This window comes from Halalkalibacillus sediminis (assembly GCF_002844535.1).
GTDB lineage: Bacteria > Bacillota > Bacilli > Bacillales > Alkalibacillaceae > Halalkalibacillus_A > Halalkalibacillus_A sediminis.
The window spans coordinates 589463-612287 of record NZ_PJNH01000002.1; the positions used below are offsets into that span (position 1 = coordinate 589463).

The 22825-nt window shown below is 38.7% G+C and carries 24 protein-coding genes and 2 riboswitches; of the genes, 17 read left to right on the forward strand and 7 right to left on the reverse strand.

The features are described from left to right. The first annotated feature begins 60 nt into the window (after nt 1–60). Nucleotides 61–1191, forward strand: a complete 1131-nt coding sequence (gene ftsW / locus CEY16_RS09060; protein WP_101331663.1) for a putative lipid II flippase FtsW — start codon at nt 61–63, stop codon at nt 1189–1191. A 173-nt stretch (nt 1192–1364) separates the two neighbouring features. After that, nucleotides 1365–3644: a sensor domain-containing protein gene (locus tag CEY16_RS09065; RefSeq protein ID WP_101331664.1), complete on the forward strand. Its 2280-nt coding sequence runs from the start codon at nt 1365–1367 to the stop codon at nt 3642–3644. Nucleotides 3645–3714: 70 nt separating this feature from the next. Here the strand turns inward: CEY16_RS09065 and CEY16_RS09070 are convergent, their stop codons facing one another. The 4 genes from CEY16_RS09070 to CEY16_RS09085 are packed head-to-tail and all read right to left on the reverse strand — an operon-like array spanning nt 3715 to nt 6805. Beyond that, nucleotides 3715–4125, reverse strand: a complete 411-nt coding sequence (locus tag CEY16_RS09070; RefSeq protein WP_101331665.1) for a Fur family transcriptional regulator — start codon at nt 4123–4125, stop codon at nt 3715–3717. Between the two features lie 4 nt (nt 4126–4129). Beyond that, nucleotides 4130–4975 carry a metal ABC transporter permease gene (locus CEY16_RS09075; RefSeq protein WP_202908617.1) on the reverse strand — a complete coding sequence of 282 codons (846 nt, stop codon included), beginning with the start codon at nt 4973–4975 and terminating at the stop codon, nt 4130–4132. 17 nt (nt 4976–4992) lie between these two features. After that, entirely contained in the window at nt 4993–5748 is a 756-nt protein-coding gene (locus tag CEY16_RS09080) for a metal ABC transporter ATP-binding protein (protein ID WP_101331667.1), read from the reverse strand. Nucleotides 5749–5782: 34 nt separating this feature from the next. Continuing rightward, nucleotides 5783–6805, reverse strand: a complete 1023-nt coding sequence (locus CEY16_RS09085; RefSeq protein ID WP_101331668.1) for a metal ABC transporter substrate-binding protein — start codon at nt 6803–6805, stop codon at nt 5783–5785. A gap of 151 nt (nt 6806–6956) precedes the next feature. Here CEY16_RS09085 and CEY16_RS09090 point away from each other — a divergent pair, with 151 nt between their 5' ends. From CEY16_RS09090 to CEY16_RS09115, 6 genes are all read left to right on the forward strand, one after another. After that, complete coding sequence (locus tag CEY16_RS09090) at nt 6957–7343, forward strand: DUF302 domain-containing protein (protein ID WP_101331669.1); 387 nt, start codon at nt 6957–6959, stop codon at nt 7341–7343. 91 nt (nt 7344–7434) lie between these two features. After that, entirely contained in the window at nt 7435–7641 is a 207-nt protein-coding gene (copZ, locus tag CEY16_RS09095) for a copper chaperone CopZ (protein WP_101331670.1), read from the forward strand. 149 nt (nt 7642–7790) lie between these two features. After that, a complete protein-coding gene (locus CEY16_RS09100) occupies nt 7791–8708 on the forward strand; it encodes a proline dehydrogenase family protein (RefSeq protein ID WP_101331671.1) in 918 nt (305 codons plus the stop codon). A gap of 144 nt (nt 8709–8852) precedes the next feature. After that, the gene (locus tag CEY16_RS09105) at nt 8853–11252 is read left to right on the forward strand and encodes a 3-hydroxyacyl-CoA dehydrogenase/enoyl-CoA hydratase family protein (protein WP_101331672.1); all 2400 of its coding nucleotides are present in this window, start codon (nt 8853–8855) and stop codon (nt 11250–11252) included. Nucleotides 11253–11345: 93 nt separating this feature from the next. Beyond that, complete coding sequence (locus CEY16_RS09110) at nt 11346–12521, forward strand: acetyl-CoA C-acetyltransferase (protein ID WP_101331673.1); 1176 nt, start codon at nt 11346–11348, stop codon at nt 12519–12521. Between the two features lie 88 nt (nt 12522–12609). Then, the gene (locus CEY16_RS09115; protein ID WP_101331674.1) at nt 12610–14394 is read left to right on the forward strand and encodes an acyl-CoA dehydrogenase family protein; all 1785 of its coding nucleotides are present in this window, start codon (nt 12610–12612) and stop codon (nt 14392–14394) included. A 252-nt stretch (nt 14395–14646) separates the two neighbouring features. On the opposite strand, the gene CEY16_RS09120 is transcribed toward CEY16_RS09115, so the two are convergent. Further along, complete coding sequence (locus CEY16_RS09120) at nt 14647–15201, reverse strand: DUF488 domain-containing protein (RefSeq protein WP_101331675.1); 555 nt, start codon at nt 15199–15201, stop codon at nt 14647–14649. Between the two features lie 202 nt (nt 15202–15403). Here CEY16_RS09120 and CEY16_RS09125 point away from each other — a divergent pair, with 202 nt between their 5' ends. The 4 genes from CEY16_RS09125 (at nt 15404) to CEY16_RS09140 (ending at nt 17042) form a co-directional block, all read left to right on the forward strand. Further along, the gene (locus CEY16_RS09125) at nt 15404–15760 is read left to right on the forward strand and encodes an arsenate reductase family protein (RefSeq protein ID WP_101331676.1); all 357 of its coding nucleotides are present in this window, start codon (nt 15404–15406) and stop codon (nt 15758–15760) included. 71 nt (nt 15761–15831) lie between these two features. After that, complete coding sequence (gene gcvH / locus CEY16_RS09130; protein WP_101331677.1) at nt 15832–16215, forward strand: glycine cleavage system protein GcvH; 384 nt, start codon at nt 15832–15834, stop codon at nt 16213–16215. 154 nt (nt 16216–16369) lie between these two features. Beyond that, nucleotides 16370–16738 carry a toprim domain-containing protein gene (locus CEY16_RS09135; protein ID WP_101331678.1) on the forward strand — a complete coding sequence of 123 codons (369 nt, stop codon included), beginning with the start codon at nt 16370–16372 and terminating at the stop codon, nt 16736–16738. Beyond that, a complete protein-coding gene (locus CEY16_RS09140; protein ID WP_101331679.1) occupies nt 16731–17042 on the forward strand; it encodes a thioredoxin family protein in 312 nt (103 codons plus the stop codon). The genes CEY16_RS09135 and CEY16_RS09140 overlap by 8 nt, the downstream gene beginning before the upstream one ends. A 69-nt stretch (nt 17043–17111) precedes the next feature. Here the strand turns inward: CEY16_RS09140 and CEY16_RS09145 are convergent, their stop codons facing one another. Beyond that, the gene (locus CEY16_RS09145) at nt 17112–17528 is read right to left on the reverse strand and encodes a TlpA disulfide reductase family protein (protein ID WP_101331680.1); all 417 of its coding nucleotides are present in this window, start codon (nt 17526–17528) and stop codon (nt 17112–17114) included. A 94-nt stretch (nt 17529–17622) separates the two neighbouring features. Then, a riboswitch (SAM riboswitch) is annotated at nt 17623–17733 on the forward strand. A 76-nt stretch (nt 17734–17809) separates the two neighbouring features. Further along, a riboswitch (SAM riboswitch) is annotated at nt 17810–17919 on the forward strand. Nucleotides 17920–18008: 89 nt separating this feature from the next. Here CEY16_RS09145 and CEY16_RS09150 point away from each other — a divergent pair. From CEY16_RS09150 to CEY16_RS09165, 4 genes are all read left to right on the forward strand, one after another. Continuing rightward, nucleotides 18009–19037 carry a methionine ABC transporter ATP-binding protein gene (locus CEY16_RS09150; RefSeq protein ID WP_101331681.1) on the forward strand — a complete coding sequence of 343 codons (1029 nt, stop codon included), beginning with the start codon at nt 18009–18011 and terminating at the stop codon, nt 19035–19037. Next, nucleotides 19027–19695, forward strand: coding sequence for a methionine ABC transporter permease (locus tag CEY16_RS09155; protein ID WP_101331682.1), 669 nt, complete (start codon nt 19027–19029; stop codon nt 19693–19695). The genes CEY16_RS09150 and CEY16_RS09155 overlap by 11 nt, the downstream gene beginning before the upstream one ends. 17 nt (nt 19696–19712) lie before the next feature. Beyond that, complete coding sequence (locus CEY16_RS09160) at nt 19713–20633, forward strand: MetQ/NlpA family ABC transporter substrate-binding protein (protein ID WP_101331683.1); 921 nt, start codon at nt 19713–19715, stop codon at nt 20631–20633. A gap of 138 nt (nt 20634–20771) precedes the next feature. Then, nucleotides 20772–21041, forward strand: a complete 270-nt coding sequence (locus CEY16_RS09165) for a YuzK family famiily protein (protein ID WP_101331684.1) — start codon at nt 20772–20774, stop codon at nt 21039–21041. 483 nt (nt 21042–21524) lie between these two features. Here the strand turns inward: CEY16_RS09165 and CEY16_RS09175 are convergent, their stop codons facing one another. Beyond that, a complete protein-coding gene (locus tag CEY16_RS09175) occupies nt 21525–21710 on the reverse strand; it encodes a hypothetical protein (protein WP_101331686.1) in 186 nt (61 codons plus the stop codon). 327 nt (nt 21711–22037) lie between these two features. On the opposite strand from CEY16_RS09175, the gene sufC reads away from it, so the two are divergent. Continuing rightward, on the forward strand, nt 22038–22823 hold the full coding sequence (gene sufC / locus CEY16_RS09180) for a Fe-S cluster assembly ATPase SufC (protein WP_101331687.1): 786 nt from the start codon (nt 22038–22040) through the stop codon (nt 22821–22823). Nucleotides 22824–22825 lie beyond the last annotated feature (2 nt).

Consider the following 22825-nt stretch of genomic DNA (forward strand, 5'->3'; position numbering starts at 1 on the left):
AAGTTGCTATCCAATCGTTTCCCATTTGAGTTATAGTGTATATATAGGAGCGTGTTTCGGTTGAGAAAGCATTTAAAAAATATAGATTATCCTTTATTTATAATAGTTCTTTTACTATCAATCGTAGGAATTGTCATGGTATATAGTGCTAGCTTCGTCTATGCTGGCATTGACCCAGATATCCAAAATCCAGCCTACTTTTTTAACCGACAGAGAATGTGGTTAGGGTTAGGTTTTGTAGTATTCTTCCTATTCAGTATTTTCCTCTCCTATAGAAGAATAGGGGAAATTGTACCGTTAATTGTACTAGGTACCTTCGGGTTACTGATAGCTGTATTCATCCCTGAAATAGGTGTCACAAGGAATGAAGCAACTCGTTGGATCGGTGCTGGCCCAATTCTAATCCAGCCGTCTGAAATAGCTAAAATAGCAATGATTTTATATTTCGCAAAGGCTTATACGAACAAACAAGACCAGCTCCATAACTTTGGAAAAGGGGTACTTCCACCTCTGATTGTAATAGGTCTAGTATTTATTTTAATTGTACTGCAGCCCGATTTAGGTACAGCTACATCCATCGTCATTGCTTGTGGGATTATTCTTCTTTTCGCAGGTATTCGTTTCAGACATATTGCAGTTTTAGGCTTAGTAGCTTTGGGCACCGTTTTTGTACTTATTAATGCTGCAGCCTACCGTATGGAGAGGTTGACCTCGTTTATGGACCCGTTTTCTAATCCATCAGGTTCAGGTTATCAGTTGATTCATTCGCTGATAGCTATTGCATCAGGGGAAATTACAGGTGTTGGACTGGCTAATAGTGTACAGAAAGCCGGTTTTTTACCTGAGGCACATACCGATTTCATTATGGCGATTATTGCAGAGGAGCTCGGATTTCTAGGTGTTTTATTCGTTGTCACTTTATACGCAGTATTCATGTTCAAAGGCATTCTGATTGCAAAAAGAGCCCCGGATCAATTCGGTAAATTGCTTGCTTATGGAATAACGTTTCAAATCGTTACTCAAGCGATGATCAACTTCGGTGCAGTGAACGGCTTACTTCCGATTACAGGTATTACATTACCCTTAATAAGTTACGGGGGGTCTTCACTAATTATCACCTTTGCTTTACTTGGTATATTGATGAATATCGCAGTAAAAGGAAACATAAAAAGAAGAAATCCAGTAAGTTAATCTCGCTTAATTATAAGCGAGATTTTATTTTTGCTTAAGATATTGCAAATTATGTCGATAAAGTTGATATATATTAGCTTTTTAAAAAATTGTTCATATTTTACAGAATTTTAGGAAAATTTAGATATATATAGTATAATAGATTTTAATTAGGGGAATTAGGGGGATTCTTGATGCAAAATGAATACCAAATCGAACTGAAACAGCTTAGGCAGTTTCCTCTTAAATTTATCATCATATATTTATCCATAGGTGTTGTGTGGATTACAAGCTCTGATTATTTAGTGGAAATCTTAGTTGATGAAGCTTCGACTTTATCATTTGTGCAATCACTCAAGGGTTGGTTTTATGTTTTTTTTACCGGTGCACTCTTTTATTATTTTATATTTAATGAGAAACAGAGAACCATCCGATTTCACAACCAGGTAATTAAGAAAAAAGAAGAAGTAAGATTAACAGATACGATTATCGATCAAATTGCACAAGGACTTATGATTACAGATGAAACAGGTAGAATTTTAAAAGCGAATCAATACTTTGTGAAAATGTCGGGGCTATCTGTTGAAGATATTGTGGGAGAAAGGTATGAACGGCTGCCTCATTTTGTTTCTGCTAGGCAAAGTTACAGACAAATCAGAAGGGAATTAAAGAGAAACGGTAAATGGCAGGGCGAGGTTTCTACAAAGAATTTACAGGGTGAAAAAAATCCAGAGTTATTATCTCTGCATGAGGTAAGGGATGAGGAAGGCAAACTAAAGAACTATTTCGGTTTTATTGTCGACTTAACGGAAATCAAATCAAAGGAAGAAGCGTTATCGAAGGCTAAAAACCACCTTCAATCCATGATCGATCATTCACCTTTAGGGATTATAGTTTGTGACAAAAAAGGCATCATACATATATGGAACGAACAAGCAGAAAAAATATTGAAAGTAGAGGCCTCAAGGGCGGTTGGTTATGAACTGACTGGAACCGTACGTGAACTCTTGTATGATACTAGATCTAATTTGTCTTCTGTGAAGGGGGATGAGTCTGTTCCAACCCAACTTAAGCAAATAGTTACTAGTGATGGTGAAGAGAAATTTTTGCAGGTCTCTTATTCCAATTTATTCGACCCTGACGGCAGTTTTAGTGGTTTTCAAGTCATCATAAATGACATGACTTCAGAGGAAGCCTACCGCAGAGAACTGAAATACTTAGAAGAATTTGATTTAGCTACTGGACTATATAATTTCAATACATTGAAAATGATCATGAACGAAACGATCGAAAAATACACCAAGGAACAACATGCACTTCTTGTTTTTGATATCGATCGTTTTCATCAAATCAACCAAAACTATGGCCCTTCTTTTGGGGACAAGCTGATCAGCGAAGTTGGTCGGAGGATCAGATCTCTAGTAGGTGATCGATGTAGTGTAGGGAGACTGCGAGGAGATGAATTCGGTGTTTTCGTTGATATCACTTGCCAAGAGGAGGTCAGGCAGATCATCCGCCAAGTGATTCGACACTTTCAGGAACCTATCGTCGTCCGAAATGAGCAACTTCATGTAACAGTTTCCACAGGCATAACACTTTATCCTGAGGACGGGCTGAGATTTGAAGGCTTATATCAAAAAGGGAACGCAGCTCTTAAGAAGGCAAAGAAAGAGCAGAGTCATTACTTTTTCTATGATGATAGCTCAGAAGATAGTCTTTACACTTATGAGATGGAAAATGAATTGCATCGTGCAATTAAAAATAAGGAGATAGTTGTTTATTATCAACCACAGTTTAATATGAAAACTGGGGAGCTGTTTGGCTTTGAAGCATTAGCAAGGTGGCGTCATCCAAAAAAAGGTTTAGTGCCACCAAATCAATTTATTCCTCTAGCTGAAGACACAGGTTTGATTATACCTATGACGGAATTGATCATTGATCAGGTATGTCAAGACTATGTTTCTTGGCAAAGGTCTGAAATGAATGTGCCTAGTGTCTCTATAAATATTTCAGCAAACCATTTCATGAAAGAAAGTCTGGTTGAGGATTTGTTAGCAGCTAAACAAACATATCAAATACCGGACGATGCACTACAAATAGAAATTACTGAGTCGATCATGATGGATATTGAAAATGGGATTGAGGCCCTGACCCAATTAAGAGAAGCCGGAATTAAAATCAGTATTGATGATTTTGGTACAGGATATAGCTCTTTAAGGTATATCAGAGAACTACCAATAGATTTCATAAAAATTGATCGATCTTTCGTGAATAGGATTGATCAATCAGATGAGAATATGATTGATTTCATCATCCAATTATCGAAGCTCTCAAGTGTTCAAGTAGTAGCAGAAGGTGTTGAGACAAAAGAACAAATCAATTATCTCCTAAGTAAAGGCTGTGAAGTCGGGCAAGGCTTCTATTACTTCAAGCCAATGCCAACAGAAGAGGTATTTGGATTAAAAGTAGGATAAAAAAACGTCACGATAAACTCGTGACGTTTTTTTGCATTATAAGAAAGAATATATGAGATATCTCATGTTTTTAATGACATTGAGGGCAAAACCCGTATACTTCAAATTTGTGATTTTCAATCATGAAGCCACTAAGATCTTTTTCAATTTCATCCATTGGACATGTTTCAATCGTCTCTGTACGCCCACATGACTTACAAATGAAATGGTGATGATGGTGGTGATGACCACATGATAAACGGAAATGTTTTTCTCCATCGAGTTCTGTTGATTCCAAGATCTCCAAGTCATTGAACAAATGTAGATTACGATAAATAGTATCATAGCTGATACCTTCGTATTTCTGCGCCATGAATTTTAATAGATCACTGGCAGTGCGATAACCGTTTTCTCTATTAAAAAATGTCAGGATATCTTCACGCTTTTCGGTATATTTGTACCCTTCATTTTTAAGAGTTTCTAATGCTCTTGATAGATTCATCCAATCACCCTTTATATATACGAGCCATGTACAATTTTTTAATTAGCAAAGTTAATCCTAAAAGTGATGCAGCTATGATAACGATTGTACCACCAGGTGGGATCTCAAAATAGTACCCAGTGATTAATCCTGAAATGACTGCCACTTCACCGTAAATAATACTATAGAAAATAGCTTGTTTAAAGCTTTTAGCAATCCGGATACTGGTAGCTACTGGAAGTGTCATAAGTGCAGAGACTAGTAACACACCCACAATCCTTATTGATGCTGAAATAACAAGTGCAGTCATCACGATGAATATGAAGTGGATAACTTTAGAACGAATACCAGACACAGTTGCGAATTCTTCATCAAAAGATAAAGCTAATAATTCCTTGTACAGTGTAATGACCATAATAATTACAAAAAGTGTAACAGCTAGTACTAAATAAAGGTCCGTTCTGCTGACTGCAGCTACTGAACCAAATAGATAAGCAAAAATGTCAGTATTGATTCCATCGGCTAATGCAATGAACACAACGCTCAACCCAACCCCAACCGATAAGGTAATCGGAATAGCGATTTCTTGGAATGCTTTATAAACGCTCCGAAGATTTTCTATAACCAAAGCACCTATAATTGAAAAGGCGATTCCTGAATGAAAAGGAGTAAACATGAGCAGCGTATATTTTTTTTGCATGAATAATCCGAAAGCAATTCCGGCTAGTGTTACGTGAGATAAGCCGTCAGCAATCAATGACAGCCTTCTGACTAATATAAATGTTCCTAATAAAGGGGCAATGAGCCCTACTAGTAGTCCTGTATAAAAAGTGTTACGTAATAATTCGAAATTCATTAGTGCATCTAACAAGATTGCCCCTCCTTTATCTAGTGGTCGTGGGTAATGGTATGCATATTATGTCCATAAAGTTTTGATCGTTCCTCGTCACTCATTTGTTCGAACTCGCTTGGGTTCCCGTGATAATGGACCGATTTATTCAAGCATAAGAGGTCGGTAACATGTGTCGTAATGGTCCCTATATCATGCGAGACAAGAACAAGAGTGATTCCAAGGTCACGATTCAATTCGGAAAGTAGTCTGTAGAAATGCCCAACATTTTCAAAATCCACACCTACTGTAGGTTCATCAAGAATCAGCAGTTGTGGCTTATTCACAATGGCTCGAGCGATGAAAATACGTTGTTGTTGTCCTCCTGAAAGGTCACCAATGTTTGTATTAGCGTACTCCATCATGTTCACTTGATCCAAGGCTTCAAAAATAAGATGCTCGAATTTTTTCTGAGAAGGATTCCACATTTTTTGACGCGAAATCAATCCCATACCGACTACTTCTTTAGCAGTTGCAGGAAATCCACGGTTAAATGAATTTGCTTTTTGCGAAACAAAACTGATGTGCCCTTTATTTGTAAACTTTTGAATGGGCTTACCGAAAGCGTCGATCGAACCTTTCTGTAATTTTTCTATTCCAAGTAAGAGTTTGATAATGGTAGTTTTACCTGATCCGTTCGGTCCGACTAGTCCGACGAAGGATCCTTTATCGATTCTGAATGAAACATCCTCTAATACAAGATGTTGATCATACCGGTGCGATACGTTTCGCACATCTATAAGTGGCTGTGTCATAATGGTCGCTCCTTTCCTTTAGACTTTTAATGCATTACTGTTGTGATTCTTTAAGCACCTCTAAATTCTCTCTCATTAATTCTATATAATCTTTCTCTTCTTCGATTTCATCTTCAGTACGAGTGGCTAGATTATGCAAATATAGTAGCTCCATGTTCTGTTCCTCCACAATAGTTTCTACTAAACGATCATCTCTATTTTTCTCTAGTATGATGTGATTGATCTTCATCTCTTCAATCTTTTTAAATATTTCTTGAAGTTCTTTTTGTGATGGCTCTTGGGAAGAAGAGATTCCCCTGATTGAGAATTGTTCGAGGCGATAACGGTTTTCCCAATATCCGAATGCCTTATGAGCTACAAGTATTTGATAATGTTCGTCTCCATGTAGTGTTTGTTCAAACTCACTATCTAATTCTATCATTTCTTCAGAAAATGCTTGGTAGTTTTCTTTAAAAGTTGATTCTTTCTCAGGATATAATTTGATTAATTCTTGTAAAACGATATCACCAGCATCAATCATTCTAGTTGGATCTAACCAAAAATGTGGATCGAAGTCTCCATGGTCATGGCCGTCATCTTCATCGCTATGACTTTCCTCATCATCATGACCCTGTTCATCTTCTTCACTATGGCTTTCTTCTTCATCACTATTGTGTTCATCGTCTTCATTATGGCTTTCCTCTTCACCTTTTAGAAACAGTTCTTCATGTTCAGAAAGAGCTAATGTATGGACGCCTTCACCTTCAATAGTGTCTGACATCGCTTCAGCGAAACTTTCTAAACCTGCTCCTACATAAAAGAAACCATCACTATCAGCTAGTTCGATCATTCTTTTCGTTGAAGGTTCATAGGTATGTGCATCCGCACCTGCTGGCATGACCGTTTCAACTGAAACCTCATCACCACCAATTTCTGAAACAATGTATTCGATAGGATAAATTGAAGTTATGATTTTATTATTTCCAGAGGAACCTTCTTCAGATTCTCCCTCGCTTGTGTTACATGCTATTAAAAAAGATAATAATAGAGTTATTATAGCTAGTTTCAAGTAGTTCATCTTTATCTCTCTCCTTCACGAATTTTAACTAAAACGATTGTATCGTAATCGTTACGATTTGTAAATAGTAATGTTTACGATTTATATTATCGTTTTTAAATTCACAGAAAGAGGGTAAACTTGCAGTAGGTTAATAAATAGGAGGGATATTATGTTTGATTATACAGTTCAAACTTCACAATCAATCGATCAAGCAGTCGAATCGATTACCAATTCATTGAAAGATGAAAGTTTTGGTGTGTTATGGGATTTCGACGTAAAAGAAACTCTACACAAAAAAGGGTTTGAAGACTTTGAAGAATCCTATCGTATCTTAGAGGTATGTAATCCACGGGCAGCAAAAGAAGTTCTTGCAATGGAGAGCAAGGTGAGTTACTTTCTTCCTTGTAAAATCGTTGTGTATGAAAGTGGTGGACAAACGAATATCGGAATGCCTCGCCCGACGGTACTGATGGATCATATAGAAAATAATGATGTGAAAAACTTTGCGAGGGATATTGAAGAGACGATGAAACAAGCAATCGATCGAGCAAAATAAATTTGATTTGCATCAATGGGATAAAAGAGTTGAAATATTATTCCAATTAAGAAATAATAGATGTAACTTAACGAAAAGGTAGGGTTATATAATGGAAATTACATTAAGTGTTTCAGGTATGACTTGTGGTCACTGCAAATCAGCAGTCCAAGATGCATTGAAAAATTTATCAGGTGTTACATCTGTTGAGGTTCATTTAGATTCAGGAAAAGTTGATGTCGTTTATGACGATGCACTTGTTTCAAAAGAGGACATGGAAGAAGCGATTGAAGAACAAGGATATGACGTCGTTAACTAATAAAATTAAGGTCCCATACTACTACTCTTAAGTGATTATTATCGCTTTTGAGTAGTTTTTATTTATTTTATTATATTTTTTTATAATAAAGTGGTAAAATAGGAAGCGGTTTCACAATTTAACGTACATAGTGATTGGGGGATTTTTAAATGGAAAAGTTGATGCGCAAGTTTTTTCTATTTCTATCAAACAATAAGTTGTTCACTAAGGCAGCTAAAAAATATGGACTACGTGTTGGTGCTGCAAGGTTCGTCGCTGGTGAAACAAACCAGAAAGCTGCAGAAAAAATCAAGGATTTAAACGACAAGGGCCTTTCAGTTACTCTAGATTATCTAGGTGAATTCGTTACTGATGCTTCAGAAGCTAGAGAGCGTGCAGATGAATACGTTGATACGATCAGAACGATTGCTGAAAATAATTTAGACTCTCAATTGTCAGTGAAGATGACCTCAATGGGGATGGATATTTCCGATGATTTAATTATGGAGAACATGAAGAAAATCCTCGATGCCGGAAAAGAAAATGGTGTCTTTGTCACTATTGATATGGAAGATTATTCACGCTGCCAAAGAACTCTTGAGATCTTCGAAGAGTTCAGAAAAGATTACGATAATGTCGGCACGGTAATACAAGCATATCTTTACCGCGCAGCTGGTGATATTAAATATTTGAACAAGTTGAATCCGAATCTCCGCTTAGTCAAGGGAGCTTATAAAGAATCACCTGAAGTAGCATATCCAGAGAAGAAAGATGTGGATAAGAATTTCAGAAAGCTGATTACTATGCATCTAAAAAATGGTAACTACACAGCTGTTGCTACTCATGACGACGAGATCATCAGATTTACTAAGAAACTTGTGGAACAAGAAGAAATTTCACGTGATCAATTTGAATTCCAGATGTTATATGGGATTCGTAAAGAATTGCAGGAAGAATTAGTAGCAGAAGGATACAAAGTAAGAGTCTATATTCCATACGGAAAAGACTGGTACGGTTATTTCATGCGTCGTTTAGCAGAAAGTCCTGCCAATGTAGCCTTCGTAGTAAAAGGCGTTCTCAAAAAGTAATTCAAGAAAAAGATGGGAAAAGGATTGCGAAATGTCTGAAAATATCTTATGATAAATAATAGAATGATTTTGGATAGTATATCTATCCAAAATTTTTTGCGATAAAATGAATGAGTATTCATTCAAAGAACAGGGGGAACAAAAATGAACCGTAGAATCAAGCGCGCAGCGGTATTAGGCTCTGGTGTTATGGGTGCAGGTATTGCCGCACACTTGGCAAACGTAGGAATCCCGACATTGATGTTAGATATTGTACCTCGTGAGTTGTCAGACGAAGAGAAGAAGCGAGGACTGACATTGGATGATGCTGTTGTAAGAAATAAGATTGCGGCATCAAACAAAGCGAAATTGAAAAAGCAAAATCCATCTCCAATCACAAGTAAGAAAAGTCTTGACCTGATCAAGGTGGGTAACTTCGAGGATCACATGGAAGAATTGAAAGATGTAGATTGGGTTATCGAAGTTGTTGTGGAGAACCTGGATATTAAAAAGAAAGTATATGAACAAGTTGAAGAGCACCGTAAAGAAGGATCTTTTGTTACCTCAAACACTTCTGGAATTTCAATTGAAGCGATGGCAGAAGGTCGTTCTGAAGATTTCAAGAAGCATTTCATGGGAACGCACTTTTTCAACCCGCCTCGTTATTTGAAATTACTAGAAGTGATCCCGACAAAGGATACGGATCCAAATGCTTTATCTTTCATGAAGCAATTCGGTGAGGATGTATTAGGTAAAGGTGTCGTTGAGGCAAAAGATACGCCGAACTTCATTGCAAACCGAATCGGTACTTATGGATTGTTAGTAACAGTTCGTGAAATGTTGAAAGGTGGCTACAGTGTCGGTGAAGTAGATTCTGTTACTGGACCGATGATCGGCCGACCGAAGAGTGCTACTTTCCGTACCCTAGACGTTGTAGGACTTGATACATTTATTCATGTAGCTAAAAACGTCTATGACAAAGTAGAAGGTGAAGAAAAAGAAGTATTCGAAGTACCTGAATTCATGAAGAAAATGAATGAAAAAGGTTGGTTAGGTGCTAAGTCTGGCCAAGGATTTTATTATAAAGAAAAAGGTAAAAACGGCAGCACAATTTATGAATTAAACCCAGAAACGCTTGAATATCAGGAGCAACAGAAATTGAAAACGAATGCTACTGGTATGGCTAAACAGGAAAAAGGTCCAAAGCGTAAGTTGAAAGCTCTTATTTCAGCTAAAGGTGACCGCGGAGGCGACTTGATTTGGAACATCACTAAGCCGACATTGGTTTACTCTGCTGAGTTATCAGGCGAAATTGCTGATGATATAACAGCGATTGACGATGCGATGAAGTGGGGCTTCGGCTGGGATCTTGGACCATTTGAAATGTGGGACGCTATTGGTGTGAAAGAATCAGTTGACCGTATGAAAGAAGAAGGCACTCAGGTTCCAACATGGGTTGAAAGCATGTTAGAACAAGGGCATGAATCTTTCTATAAAACTGAAAACGGCAAACTATATTTCTACCATAATGGTGAGTACGTTGAAAAAGACGTGAACAAGAAAGAGATCAACCTCAAGCTTCACAAGCAAGCAAACGGGGTCATCAAGAAGAACAGTGGCTCAAGCTTGATCGACCTGGGTGATGATGTTGCTTTACTTGAATTCCATTCACAAAGTAATGCGATAGGCTTCGATATTATCCAAATGATCAATGATTCACTTGAAGAAGTGAACAAAAATTATAAAGGTTTAGTCATTGGTAACCAAGGTAGTAACTTCTGTGTAGGTGCGAACTTAGGAATGATCTTGATGGAAGCACAGGATTTCAACTTCATGGAAATCGAAATGGTCGTCAAGCAATTCCAACAAGCAATGATGAACATCAAATACAATGATACTCCGGTTGTAGCAGCGCCATTTGGTATGACTCTAGGTGGAGGTACAGAAGTTTGTCTCCCAGCTCATAGCATCCAAGCTTCACAAGAATCTTATATGGGGTTAGTTGAAGTTGGTGTCGGATTGATTCCTGGCGGTGGAGGTAATAAAGAATATTACTTGAAGCAGCTTAAAGGAATTCCGGAAGGTCAAGGTTTTGATTTACAGAAAATAACGAATGACGTTTTTGAAAAGATTGCTATGGCGAAAGTGTCTACTTCTGCAATGGAAGCGAAAGAGAACGGATTACTAGATAGCCACGATGCAATCAGTGTTAATGGTGATCATTTAATCCATGATGCGAAACAACAAGTATTAAGTCTTTCTCAGGCTGGATTCCAAGCGCCAAAACGCGAAAAAGTTCCAGTTGTAGGTGAAAGTGGTTATGCAACCATGCTTCTTGGAGCACAAGGACTTGCGCACGGTGGATATGTTTCTGAACATGACATGAAAATTGCAGATAAGCTAGCATTTGTTCTTGCTGGGGGTCGTCTGAACTACGGTACAAAAGTTGATGAACAGTATTTACTCGACATTGAACGTGAAGCATTCTTAAGTCTTGTCGGCGAACCGAAGACACAAGAACGTATGCAACATATGTTGATGAAGGGTAAACCGTTACGCAACTAATTTTGCAAACCTCTTACAAGAGGCTGAGCAAATAAGAGCATCATCTCCTACTGAATGTAGGTACTAACTCCAAAATGAATAGGGGGAGAAATTATGAGAGAAGCAGTTATTGTCTCAGGTGCACGAACACCTGTAGGTAAAGCGAAAAAAGGTGCGTTAGCGAATTCTCGTCCGGATGATCTAGCTGCATTGACTATAAAAGAAACGTTGAAGCGTGCCAATAATTATGATGGAAATATAGATGACGTCATTATCGGATGTGCGATGCCTGAAGCTGAACAAGGTATGAATATGGCCCGTAACATTGCTGGTTTAGCAGGACTTCCGGATGATGTTCCCGGAATTACAATCAATCGTTATTGCTCTTCTGGACTACAAAGTATCGCCTATGCTTCAGAGCGCATCATGCTAGGTAACAGTGATGCAATCATTGCTGGTGGTGCTGAATCGATGAGTTTGATTCCAATGGGTGGTCACGTGATCCGTCCAAACATCGACCTTGTGCAGAATGCTCCAGGGTATTACATGTCTATGGGACACACAGCTGAAGAAGTAGCGAAGCGATATGGTATTACAAGAGAAGAACAAGATGCATTTGCAGTAAGAAGTCACGAACGTGCAGCGAGGGCTCTTGAAGAAGGCAAGTTTGACGACGAAACGGTGTCTGTTGATGTTGTTAATCGTGAAGTCGGGCCTGATAATAAGGTGAAAGAATCAACACTTACTCTTGAACGTGATGAAGGTGTTCGCGTTGGTACTTCTATGGAAGGTCTGGCTAAGTTGAAGCCTGCTTTTGCAGCTAAAGGTTCAGTAACAGCCGGTAATGCTTCTCAGATGAGTGATGGAGCTGCATCCGTATTAGTAATGGATCGTGAAAAAGCTGAAAAAGAAGGTTTGACTCCTCTTGTGAAGTTCAAATCTTTCGCGGTTGCTGGTGTAGAACCCGAGATCATGGGTGTTGGACCAGTGAAGGCAATACCGAAAGCTGTAGAACAAGCTGGATTAGAACTATCAGACATTGGATTGTTCGAGTTGAACGAAGCATTTGCTTCTCAATCAATTCAAGTAATCCGAGAACTAGGTTTAGATGACGAAATCGTTAATGTGAACGGTGGAGCAATTGCTTTAGGACATCCACTTGGTTGCACAGGAACGAAACTGACATTGTCATTGATTCACGAAATGAAGCGTAGAGATGTAAAGTACGGCGTCGTTACGATGTGTATCGGTGGCGGAATGGGCGCAGCTGGCGTATTCGAATTGATATAAAACGACTGAGCGTGTTGGAACTACAAAGCTTCGATGCGCTCTTACGTTCATAAAAAATAAGATGGATTAAAAAGGAGGATTTTTTCCCATGGGTGAAACGACTGAAAAAGTATTTAAGGGTGGCGGATTCTTAGTTGAAGACGTATCTTCAGAGGATGTACTGACACCGGAAGATTTTACAGATGAGCATAAGATGATCGCAAGAACTGCAGAAGAATTCGTTAAAGGTGAGGTATTCCCTTTAATCGATAAGCTTGAAAACCATGAATTCGAAAATTCAGTAGATCTATTGAAAAAAGCTGGTGAGCTTGGACTTTTAGGTGCTGATGTACCTGAAGAGTATGGTGGTTTGGAATTAGATAAAATCACTTCTTCATTGATTACTGAAAAAATGGCGCTTTCTGGTGGGTTCTCAGTAACTCACGGTGCGCACGTTGGTATCGGTTCATTGCCGATCGTTTTCTTTGGTAACGAAGATCAAAAGCAGAAGTACTTGCCTTCATTAGCAACTGGTGAAAAAATTGCAGCATACGCATTGACTGAACCTGGTTCTGGTTCGGATGCACTAGGTGCAAAAACGACTGCGAAATTGAATGAAGCTGGAACTCACTATGTATTGAATGGTGAGAAGCAATGGATCACAAACTCTGCTTTCGCAGATGTGTTCATCGTTTACGCTAAGATCGACGGCGAAAAATTCACTGCCTTCATCGTAGAGCGTGACTACTCAGGCGTTTCTACTGGCCCTGAAGAGAAGAAGATGGGTATCAAGTCGTCTTCAACTCGTACACTGATCTTAGAAGACGCAGAAGTACCAGTTGAGAATGTATTAGGTGAAATCGGTCGCGGTCACGTTATCGCGTTCAACATCTTGAATGTTGGTCGTTATAAGTTAGCAATCGGTGGGGTTGCTGGTGCGAAGCGTTCAATTGAATTAGCTGTAAAATACGCAAATGAGCGTAAGCAGTTCAACACACCAATCTCTTCGTTCCGTTTGATTCAGGAAAAATTAGCGAGCGTTGCTGCTAATACGTATGCAAACGAAAGTGCAGTTTATCGTACAGTTGGACTTTTCGAACAACGTTTAGGTAATTTGACGAAAGAACAACTGAACGACGGTGCCGAAGTTGCTAAAGGTATTGCAGAATACGCAATCGAATGTTCTATGAACAAATATATGGCTACTGAGCTATTGGATTACGCTGCTGATGAAGCGGTTCAAATCCACGGTGGTTATGGTTTCATGGCTGAGTATGAAGTGGAACGTATCTATCGTGATTCTCGTATCAACCGTATTTTCGAAGGTACAAACGAAATCAACCGTATGATCGTACCAGGTACGTTCATGAAGAAAGCAATGAAAGGTGAATTGCCATTACTTCAGAAAGCACAAAGCTTACAAGAAGAACTGATGAGCATGATGCCTGAACAAGTCGGCGATGAGCCACTTGAGCAAGAGTTCTATTTATTGAAGAACGCTAAGAAAATCGGCTTGTTAGCTGCTGGTATCGCTGCTCAGAAATATGGTGAGAAGTTAGAGCAAGAGCAAGAGGTTCTTGTAAATATCGCTGACATTGCTGCTGAAATTTACAATATGGAATCTGCTATTCTACGTACAGATAAAGCAATGAACAAAGACGGTGAAGAGAAAGCGAAACAGAAGCTTCTTTACACTCAAGTTTATGTTCAAGAAGCCTTCAACCGTTTAGAAGCACATGCGAAAGAAACATTGATCGCAAGTGATTCTGGAGATAGCCTTCGTATGATGTTAGGTGCTCTACGTAAACTTACTCGTCACGATCCAATCAACGTGATCGAGAAGAAACGTGAAATTGCAGCTGGAATCATCGAAGCTGAGAAATATACAGTATAATACTGAATCCTAGGAGTGACTTTCACTCCTAGGATTTTTATTTGTAAGTAAATTAAATTTAGTTAAGACATTAGAATCTAACACTTAGAACTCAGTATCTAACACTCAGAAGCTCGAATCTATCAATCAGTAGAGGATATCTAACACTCGGCTTAATTATTTAAAACTTAGATCCAATTATTTAACACTTAGACTCATTTATCTAACACTTAAAAGTTCTTTTCCTCTAAGGATATTCAACATGTATGACATTCAATCTTGATGATTTGGGTAGACGACTGTACCGTCGCTTTCTATAATAGGCACTGCTCCCCATTTACCAAGTTCATGGCGGACTAGCTCAGGATTATCTTTTGGGCCATTGATGATGTGAAAGACTTCCCAGCGGTTTGCTTCTAGCCAATTACTAATCAGCAGACGGTGACATCTTGCAGGGTGACGTTCCGAACACATGTAGACTAGATTTTTCTTTTCTGCACGAGTTTTCAATTGTTCTATTCCTCTTTTGAAATCATCAGTCATTGTATAGTCCGCATAATTGTGAAATGAGCGGTTCTTCCATCCGTCATTCAACGTTTCTCCAGTTTGGCCCGATCGCTGGCGTCTGCCACCTAGAAGAGGAAAATGGCAGTATTCGATGTTAGATTCATCAAGCCAATATTTCAAATTTTCTTTATTAAAATGAGGAAATTTACGGCTTGCTGGAAATGCACGAATATCTGCAACGTAGTTGATGTCTGCTATCGATAACATTTTTAGGAACTGATCTTTTGTATGACCGGAATGGCCAATCGTATATATTTTCATAGGTATAGTATTCCTTTCTTAAACAACTCGATTTAGTTGAATCTTACATAGGTATATACCCTTTTAATGATTGATTTAAATAAAGCTGTGATATGTAGTAACCTGTTTGTATACTAGATACGTGAAGTGGCTGGGTGTATCTTTTTCGAATGGGTGAGAATTTGTGATAAACTAACATTACCATTTAGGAGGTGCAGCAGTCATGGGAGTAATAATTTATCAATATCCAAAATGCGGAACTTGTCGTAAAGCTTTGAAGTGGTTGGATGAGAACAAAGTAGAATATGAATCAATCAATATTGTCGAGAATCCTCCAGGGGAAGATGAGCTACATGATCTGATTGAAAAAAGTGATCTTCCACCTAAGAAATTTTTCAATACTTCTGGAAAAAAGTACAGAGAGTTGAATATCAAGGATCGTGTGAATGAAATAACGAAGGATGACATCATGAAATTGCTCGCTTCAGATGGAATGTTGATTAAACGTCCAATAGTGACAGATGGTGCAGAAGTGACTGTCGGGTTCAAGGAAGAAACTTTTCAGCAAACTTGGGCGTAGAGTATGCACAACTTGTCTAAAATGGTGTATGATGAATGTATGTGAAATTTGAATAATGGAGGGTCAGAAAAATGAGTTTACCGAAAGATTATCGTTATTCTGAAGAACATGAATGGGTAAAAGATGAAGATGGAAAATTAAAAATTGGTATCACAAACTTTGCACAAGAAGAATTAGGGGATATCGTATTCGTTGAACTACCTGAGGTCGGCGACGAGTTAGAATTAGACGAGCCGTTCGGTAGTGTTGAATCTGTAAAAACAGTTTCTGAATTGTACGCTCCTGTATCAGGAAAAGTTGTCGAAGTTAACGAAGAGTTAGAAGACAGTCCTGAATTAGTGAATGAATCTCCATATGAGAAAGCTTGGATGGTTGTTGTAGAACCAAGCAATGAATCTGAACTTGATGATCTTATGGATGCAGATGCTTACAAGGAAATGACAGACGAAGACTAATGACGACAAAAGCTGATCCCCTAGAGGGATCAGCTTTTTCTCACTTTAGGTAATCCTGAATATAATATATGAGATTAAAGTATGTGAAAAACTAAGGCTTTCGCTACGTTCCATGCGATAGGCCAAGTTTTATCAAAAAAATTTGGTGATGAAAATGGAAGAACTTTCGAGAGTGTTAATCGTTGAAGGAAAGCAGGATCGAATTAAGGTTCAGCGAGTTTTAGAAGACGATATTCAAATTTTATGTACTTATGGAACCCTTGGTTTGCATGCATTGGAAGAGATGATTGATGAATTCTTATTATACGAGCGAGATGTTTTTATCTTTACTGATACAGATGATTCTGGCGTTAAACTTCGTAAAATGTTGAATCAAGAATTATCACATGCTGAGAATTTATTCATCGACCGTAGATATCGACAAGTTGAAGATACCCCCGATCACGTGTTAGCATCTATTTTGCAAGCAGCAAACATGAAGGTGAAAGTGGATTATTTGAAGGGGCCAGAATATTATGAATGAAATCAATCGTGACAATGCGAATTTTTTAATAAAGAAAAAAGATAGCCATATCATCTTTGTAAACAGTCCCTTTTGTGGAACTTGTAAAGTGGCTAAGAGAATGCTTGAATATGTTGAAGAAGCATTGGAGGAAGAAAAGTTTTATGAGCTGAATGCGACTCTTGCTCCAGATATTTTGCAAAAATATAATATTATGAGTGTGCCTTGTTTGATTGTTTTCAAGAACGGACGGCCGGTTGATCGTATGTATGCTTTCAGGTCCGTCCCGCACGTATTAAAAGAAATGAGTCCTTACTTGGTGTAAGGACTCATATTTTTATACTTATAGAGTATCTAATTTAGCTGGCTTTGGCGGTGAGCCAAGTTTTTCTTATTAAAGAATTTCACTGATTTTCGCGACGATATCAACGAACTTGTCTTTATCACCGTAGCGCCCGACAATTTCTCCGTTACGATCGATGACGATTGTTGTCGGTACAGATGTACCTTCGTATAATTCATATACTTCCCTGCCACGATCTTGTAGTACAGGTTGCGTCAGGAATTTTTCTTGAAAGGCATGTGCTTCCTCTGGATCTCTCTCACGGCCTGGTACGTTGATCGTAATCATTTCAACCGAATCGTCTTTCATATTTTTATAAAATTGTTCTTTCATTGGGAGGTCCCTTGAGCAGTCTGGGCACCATGAGACCCAAAACGTGAGGACGATGATTTTTTTACCAAGGACGTCTTCTAAATGGAATGTCTTGTCTTTGTCTAAATATGGTAATTCAAATAGTGGTGCTTGCATGATAACCAACCTCTTTTCAAAAAAATGAATTCTTTTGTTGACTCTATTATACACCCATGCTAACATATGATTTATCGAAAAATTAATAAATACTTTCTTATCAAGAGTGGTGGAGGGATCTGGCCCTATGAAACCCGGCAACCATCGGACATTGTTCCGGAAGGTGCTAATTCCAGCAATGGTGTTAACCGTTGCAAGATGAGAATGAGTGAACGTAAACAGTTACTCTTTCTTGTGCTTGCAAGAAAGAGTTTTTTTTATTTCATTTAAGACTTAAATATCTCTTATCAAGAGTGGTGGAGGGACTGGCCCTATGAAACCCGGCAACCATCAGGTGACGATCTGACAGGTGCTAAATCCAACAAAGCTGAGTGGCTTTGAAAGATGAGAGAACGATTGGGATACATTCCTTTCTGTTCTCTTATGGACGGAAAGGTTTTTTAATGGTCTGACGTTTTAATGCGAGAAAGGGGTAAAGACATGATTTCGATAAAGGGTTTATCAAAAGTTTTTAAAACGAAGCATCAACAAGTGAGTGCAGTTGACGATGTTTCGTTGGACATACAAAAAGGTGAGATTTACGGGGTCATCGGCTATTCAGGTGCTGGTAAAAGTACATTCGTACGATTGATCAACCGATTGGAGGAACCTTCTGGTGGGCACGTATCCATAAATGATCAAAATATCACCGATTTAAAATCTAATGATCTTCGGAAAGAACGCCAGAAGATAGGAATGATTTTTCAACACTTCAACCTGCTTTGGTCTAGAACAGTTTATGAAAATGTAGCATTCCCACTTGAAATTGCTGGAGTGAATAAGACAGAACGACATGAAAAAGTGATTGAGCTAATTGAACTGGTCGGTTTAAAAGGTCGTGAAAAATCATATCCATCTCAGTTAAGTGGAGGGCAGAAGCAGCGTGTAGGTATTGCTCGTGCACTTGCCAATGATCCGACGGTTCTTTTATGTGACGAAGCGACCTCAGCCTTAGATCCTGAAACAACAGACGATATTCTCGATCTTTTAGTATCTATCAATAAGAGGTTGAACTTAACGATTATTCTCATTACACATGAAATGCACGTAATTCAAAAGATTTGCCACCGCGTAGCAGTAATGGAAGCGGGTAAGGTTGTCGAACAAGGAGATGTGCTGGATGTATTTGTTAAGCCTAAAGCTCATACGACTAAGCGCTTTGTGCAGCAACTAAATCCACTCGAGCACCAGACAGATGAGTTAGCTGAATTCATTAATGAAGCGGACGATAGTGAGATTGTTAAGCTTCATTTCATCGGAGGTCATGCCAAACGTGCCCTTATTACTGAAGTGGTAAGACAATTCCAGGTCGAAGTGAACATTTTACAAGGTTCCATTTCTCAAACCCAGGAAGGTTCATACGGCACATTGTATGTCGAAATGAATGGAGAAAAGCGAGTGATTGAAAATACGATTGCTTATATCGAAGCATCAGGAGTGGAAGTTGAGGTGTTAAGTCATGCTGAGTAAATTGTTTCCGAATGTAGTCATGGAAGATATGTGGACGGCGACTTACGAAACGCTGTATATGACTATCATCTCGGTAGTTGGAACACTGATTTTAGGAATTATGCTCGGTCTGCTTTTGTTTTTAACTGATCGAGGCAACCTATGGCAGAACCGTTTGATCAATGGAATAACGGCTTCAGCGGTAAATATTTTCCGTGCGATTCCGTTTATCATATTAATTTTATTACTGTTTCCATTCACAGATTTTCTGATGGGGACAATTCGAGGACCTAATGCAGCTCTTCCAGCATTAATCATTGGAGCTGCACCATTTTACGCAAGATTAGTTGAGATAGCTTTAAAGGAGGTAGATAAAGGAGTTGTAGAAGCAGCGAAGTCGATGGGAGCCAAAACTCGCACGATCATCTTAAAGGTATTGTTGCCTGAGGCTATGCCAGCATTGATTTCTGGGATCACTGTCACGGCCATTGCATTAATCAGTTATACGGCAATGGCAGGAGTGATTGGGGCCGGAGGTTTAGGTGATTTAGCTTACTTGAAAGGGTTCCAACGTAGAGATAATGACGTTGTATTCGCATGTACCATTTTCATTGTAATCATCGTATTCATTTTCCAAATGATTGGTGATTTATTATCAAATAAAATCGATAAAAGATAGAAGGGGAGTTATTTAAAATGAAAAAATTATTAGCTATTTTATTAGCGACGTTATTGATTGGGTTTTTAGCAGCATGTGGCACAGCTGATGAGGAAGATTCATCAAATGGAGATTCGGAAGGTAGTGAAGAGTCCACTGAGGAAGAAACTGATTCTGAAGATACAGAGTCTGGTGAAGGCGAAAATAGCGAAGCTGAGGGCGAAACAACTGAATTGGTAATCGGGGCAGCAAACGTACCCCATTCTGAAATTTTAGAAGAAGCAAAACCTCTACTTAAAGAAGAGGGTATTGAAATTCAAATCGAAGTTTATCAAGATTATGTATTACCGAATGAGGACTTAGACAATGGCACGCTTGATGCGAACTTCTTTCAGCACATTCCTTATTTAGAGGATCAGAAAGAGGAAATTGGATATGACTTCGTTAGCCTAGGTGGAGTTCATATCGAACCGATGGGAATTTATTCTCAAAATATCTCAAGTGCAGATGATGTAGAGGATGGAACAAATGTGATCATGAGTCGTTCTGAAGCTGATCACGGTCGTATTTTATCTATCCTTCAAGAAGCTGGATTGATCACGTTAGAAGAGGGTGTGGATCCAGTGGCAGCAACTGTTGATGATATCGCAGAGAACCCTAAGAACTTGGAATTCGATGCAAGCATCGATGCAGGGTTACTACCAGAATTTTATGAGCGTGAAAGTGATGCGCTGGTTGCAATCAACACGAACTATGCGATTGAAGCGGGACTAGTACCAACTGAAGATGCAGTGTTCTTGGAAGGTTCAGATTCACCTTACGCAAACGTGATTGCTACAACCGCTGATAACGAAGGTAATGAAGCTCTGCACACACTAGTAGAAGTGCTGCGAACAGATGAAATTCAGAACTTTATGGAAGAAGAATATGAAGGAGCAATCGTTCCGGTAGACGAATAAAAAATAAGCCAATATGTATTTTTTTAGCAAATTCAGAGCATTTGGTTCTATGTAAAAGAAAATAAGGCTATAAATAAAAGGAAGGGATATAACATTAAGTGAGATGTTTATATCCCTTTTTTCGTGGGTAAATTAATAATGAAGCGATTTTTGCTTCTCCTAGCTACGTGTTATTCTTATACATGTAAACAAATTGAAAGGGATGATTTAGTCATTTTAAATGAAAATGAAATTGACGTGACTTACACGGAATTGATGGAAAAAGGTATGCAACAAACACACGGTGTTGGCTTTGAAGAGTACAGCAAGAACCTTGAAAAAAGATTAGACATTGAGAAGAAGCGTCAACAAGATCATGAGAAATGTAATCGACTAGTTGCAGAAGTTGATCGTCAGCTTCATCGTTAATATATGATATGAGAGTCCACCGCTACTGTGAGTAGTGGTGGATTTTTTGCGTTTAGAGGGAGAAGTCGCTGTTCAGGAGTGGGAATCCGCCCGTTGGAATTGGAAACCCGCCGTTTGGAGTGAAAATCCGCCCGTAGGAATGGAAAACCCGCCCGTTGGAACGCAAAACCCGCCGTTTGGGGTTAAAATTCGCCCATTAAACGCCAAACTCGCCCGTGGAACCACGAACTCACGGGCAAGTAGTCGAAACTTACGGACAAGGAAACGAGATTCGCGGGAAAGTAATCGAAATTCACGGGTAAGAGTCGCAAATCCGCGGGCAAGTAGTCGCAATCCACGGGCAAATCCAGAAACTCACGGGAAAGTAACTAGAATTCACGGCCAATATGGAAAACAAACGCTTAAGAAGTTTTATTTTTATCGAAAAATCACTTTAACAAATTAAGCTAGATGTTTGGTTTCAAAAGACTCTCCTAACGGGTATTACTTGTTTCTTCGTGCTTGAGCATGCTGAATGAGATTTTTAGCCTTATTATAATTATAATCCATTTCTGCTACGTTTTTAGCTTGCCTTATTTTCTTTCTGTAGTGTTCAAGTTCTAGATATTCGTCTACTGTCAATTCGACAGTAGGTTTAGGGAAAGGGATGATGTTGTCTTCGTCTTTCATGTAATCACCTCATTTATATTCTATGCGACTCTTGAGAATAGAATCTGTTCTGAATTCCAAATTCGCTACCAAACCGGGTTTACTTCCCGGTTTTTTACGTGTGTTTTTTATCCTAGAAAAAAATAAACTTAATCCAAAGTCCACTGTACTTTTTGAATAGCTCGACTTACTTTAATTTTTGTCGAATCTTCCTTATAATAGAGACAGTGTGCTTTGTTTGGTTATTCCTCATTAGAATGAGTTGAATATAGTTTGTAAATGTTATAAGATTATAATGAGAATAAATTGAGAATAGCCATCAATAATTATATATATGGAGGTATTTACATGGCAGGATCAACTTTAGAAATCAAGGATTTACATGTTGAGATTGAAGGTCAAGAAATTCTAAAAGGTGTGAACCTTACTATTAAAGGTGGGGAATTCCACGCTGTAATGGGGCCGAATGGTACTGGTAAATCAACACTAGCTAGTGCGGTCATGGGTCACCCTAAATTCGAAATCACTCAAGGTTCTGTACACTTGGACGGTAAAGACGTTCTTGAAATGGAAGTAGACGAACGCGCGCAAGCTGGTCTATTCCTAGCTATGCAGTATCCGAGCGAAATTAGTGGAGTGACAAACTCTGACTTCTTACGTTCTTCAATAAATGCTCACCGTGAAGAAGGCGACGAAATTCCATTGATGCAATTCATCAAACAAATGGACGAAACAATGGATTATTTAGAAATTGATAAAAACATGGCGCAGCGTTACCTGAACGAAGGTTTTTCTGGCGGTGAGAAGAAGCGTAACGAAATTCTTCAATTAATGATGATCCAACCAGCAATCGCTGTCTTGGATGAAATCGACTCTGGTTTGGATATCGACGCATTGAAAGTTGTATCTAAAGGAATTAACAAAATGCGCGACGAGCAATTTGGTTGCTTGATCATCACTCACTATCAGCGTTTATTAAACTATATTTCTCCAGACCATGTTCACGTAATGATGCAAGGACGTATAGTTAAATCCGGTGGACCTGAACTAGCTCAAAAACTAGAAGAACAAGGTTATGACTGGATTAAGCAAGAACTTGGAATCGAAGACGAAACAGTCGGTCAAAACGCGTAATA

Coding starts and splice junctions, on each gene's coding strand:
- CEY16_RS09125 (WP_101331676.1), top strand. CDS start 15,404: ATGGGAGTAATAATTTATCAATATCCAAAATGCGGAACTTGTCGTAAA.
- CEY16_RS09070 (WP_101331665.1), bottom strand. CDS start 4,125: ATGAATCTATCAAGAGCATTAGAAACTCTTAAAAATGAAGGGTACAAA.
- CEY16_RS09150 (WP_101331681.1), top strand. CDS start 18,009: ATGATTTCGATAAAGGGTTTATCAAAAGTTTTTAAAACGAAGCATCAA.
- CEY16_RS09110 (WP_101331673.1), top strand. CDS start 11,346: ATGAGAGAAGCAGTTATTGTCTCAGGTGCACGAACACCTGTAGGTAAA.
- CEY16_RS09115 (WP_101331674.1), top strand. CDS start 12,610: ATGGGTGAAACGACTGAAAAAGTATTTAAGGGTGGCGGATTCTTAGTT.
- CEY16_RS09165 (WP_101331684.1), top strand. CDS start 20,772: ATGAAGCGATTTTTGCTTCTCCTAGCTACGTGTTATTCTTATACATGT.
- CEY16_RS09120 (WP_101331675.1), bottom strand. CDS start 15,201: ATGAAAATATATACGATTGGCCATTCCGGTCATACAAAAGATCAGTTC.
- CEY16_RS09105 (WP_101331672.1), top strand. CDS start 8,853: ATGAACCGTAGAATCAAGCGCGCAGCGGTATTAGGCTCTGGTGTTATG.
- CEY16_RS09155 (WP_101331682.1), top strand. CDS start 19,027: ATGCTGAGTAAATTGTTTCCGAATGTAGTCATGGAAGATATGTGGACG.
- CEY16_RS09145 (WP_101331680.1), bottom strand. CDS start 17,528: ATGCAAGCACCACTATTTGAATTACCATATTTAGACAAAGACAAGACA.
- CEY16_RS09160 (WP_101331683.1), top strand. CDS start 19,713: ATGAAAAAATTATTAGCTATTTTATTAGCGACGTTATTGATTGGGTTT.
- gcvH (WP_101331677.1), top strand. CDS start 15,832: ATGAGTTTACCGAAAGATTATCGTTATTCTGAAGAACATGAATGGGTA.
- CEY16_RS09085 (WP_101331668.1), bottom strand. CDS start 6,805: ATGAACTACTTGAAACTAGCTATAATAACTCTATTATTATCTTTTTTA.
- CEY16_RS09065 (WP_101331664.1), top strand. CDS start 1,365: ATGCAAAATGAATACCAAATCGAACTGAAACAGCTTAGGCAGTTTCCT.
- CEY16_RS09175 (WP_101331686.1), bottom strand. CDS start 21,710: ATGAAAGACGAAGACAACATCATCCCTTTCCCTAAACCTACTGTCGAA.
- CEY16_RS09100 (WP_101331671.1), top strand. CDS start 7,791: ATGGAAAAGTTGATGCGCAAGTTTTTTCTATTTCTATCAAACAATAAG.
- CEY16_RS09090 (WP_101331669.1), top strand. CDS start 6,957: ATGTTTGATTATACAGTTCAAACTTCACAATCAATCGATCAAGCAGTC.
- copZ (WP_101331670.1), top strand. CDS start 7,435: ATGGAAATTACATTAAGTGTTTCAGGTATGACTTGTGGTCACTGCAAA.
- sufC (WP_101331687.1), top strand. CDS start 22,038: ATGGCAGGATCAACTTTAGAAATCAAGGATTTACATGTTGAGATTGAA.
- CEY16_RS09135 (WP_101331678.1), top strand. CDS start 16,370: ATGGAAGAACTTTCGAGAGTGTTAATCGTTGAAGGAAAGCAGGATCGA.
- CEY16_RS09140 (WP_101331679.1), top strand. CDS start 16,731: ATGAATGAAATCAATCGTGACAATGCGAATTTTTTAATAAAGAAAAAA.
- CEY16_RS09080 (WP_101331667.1), bottom strand. CDS start 5,748: ATGACACAGCCACTTATAGATGTGCGAAACGTATCGCACCGGTATGAT.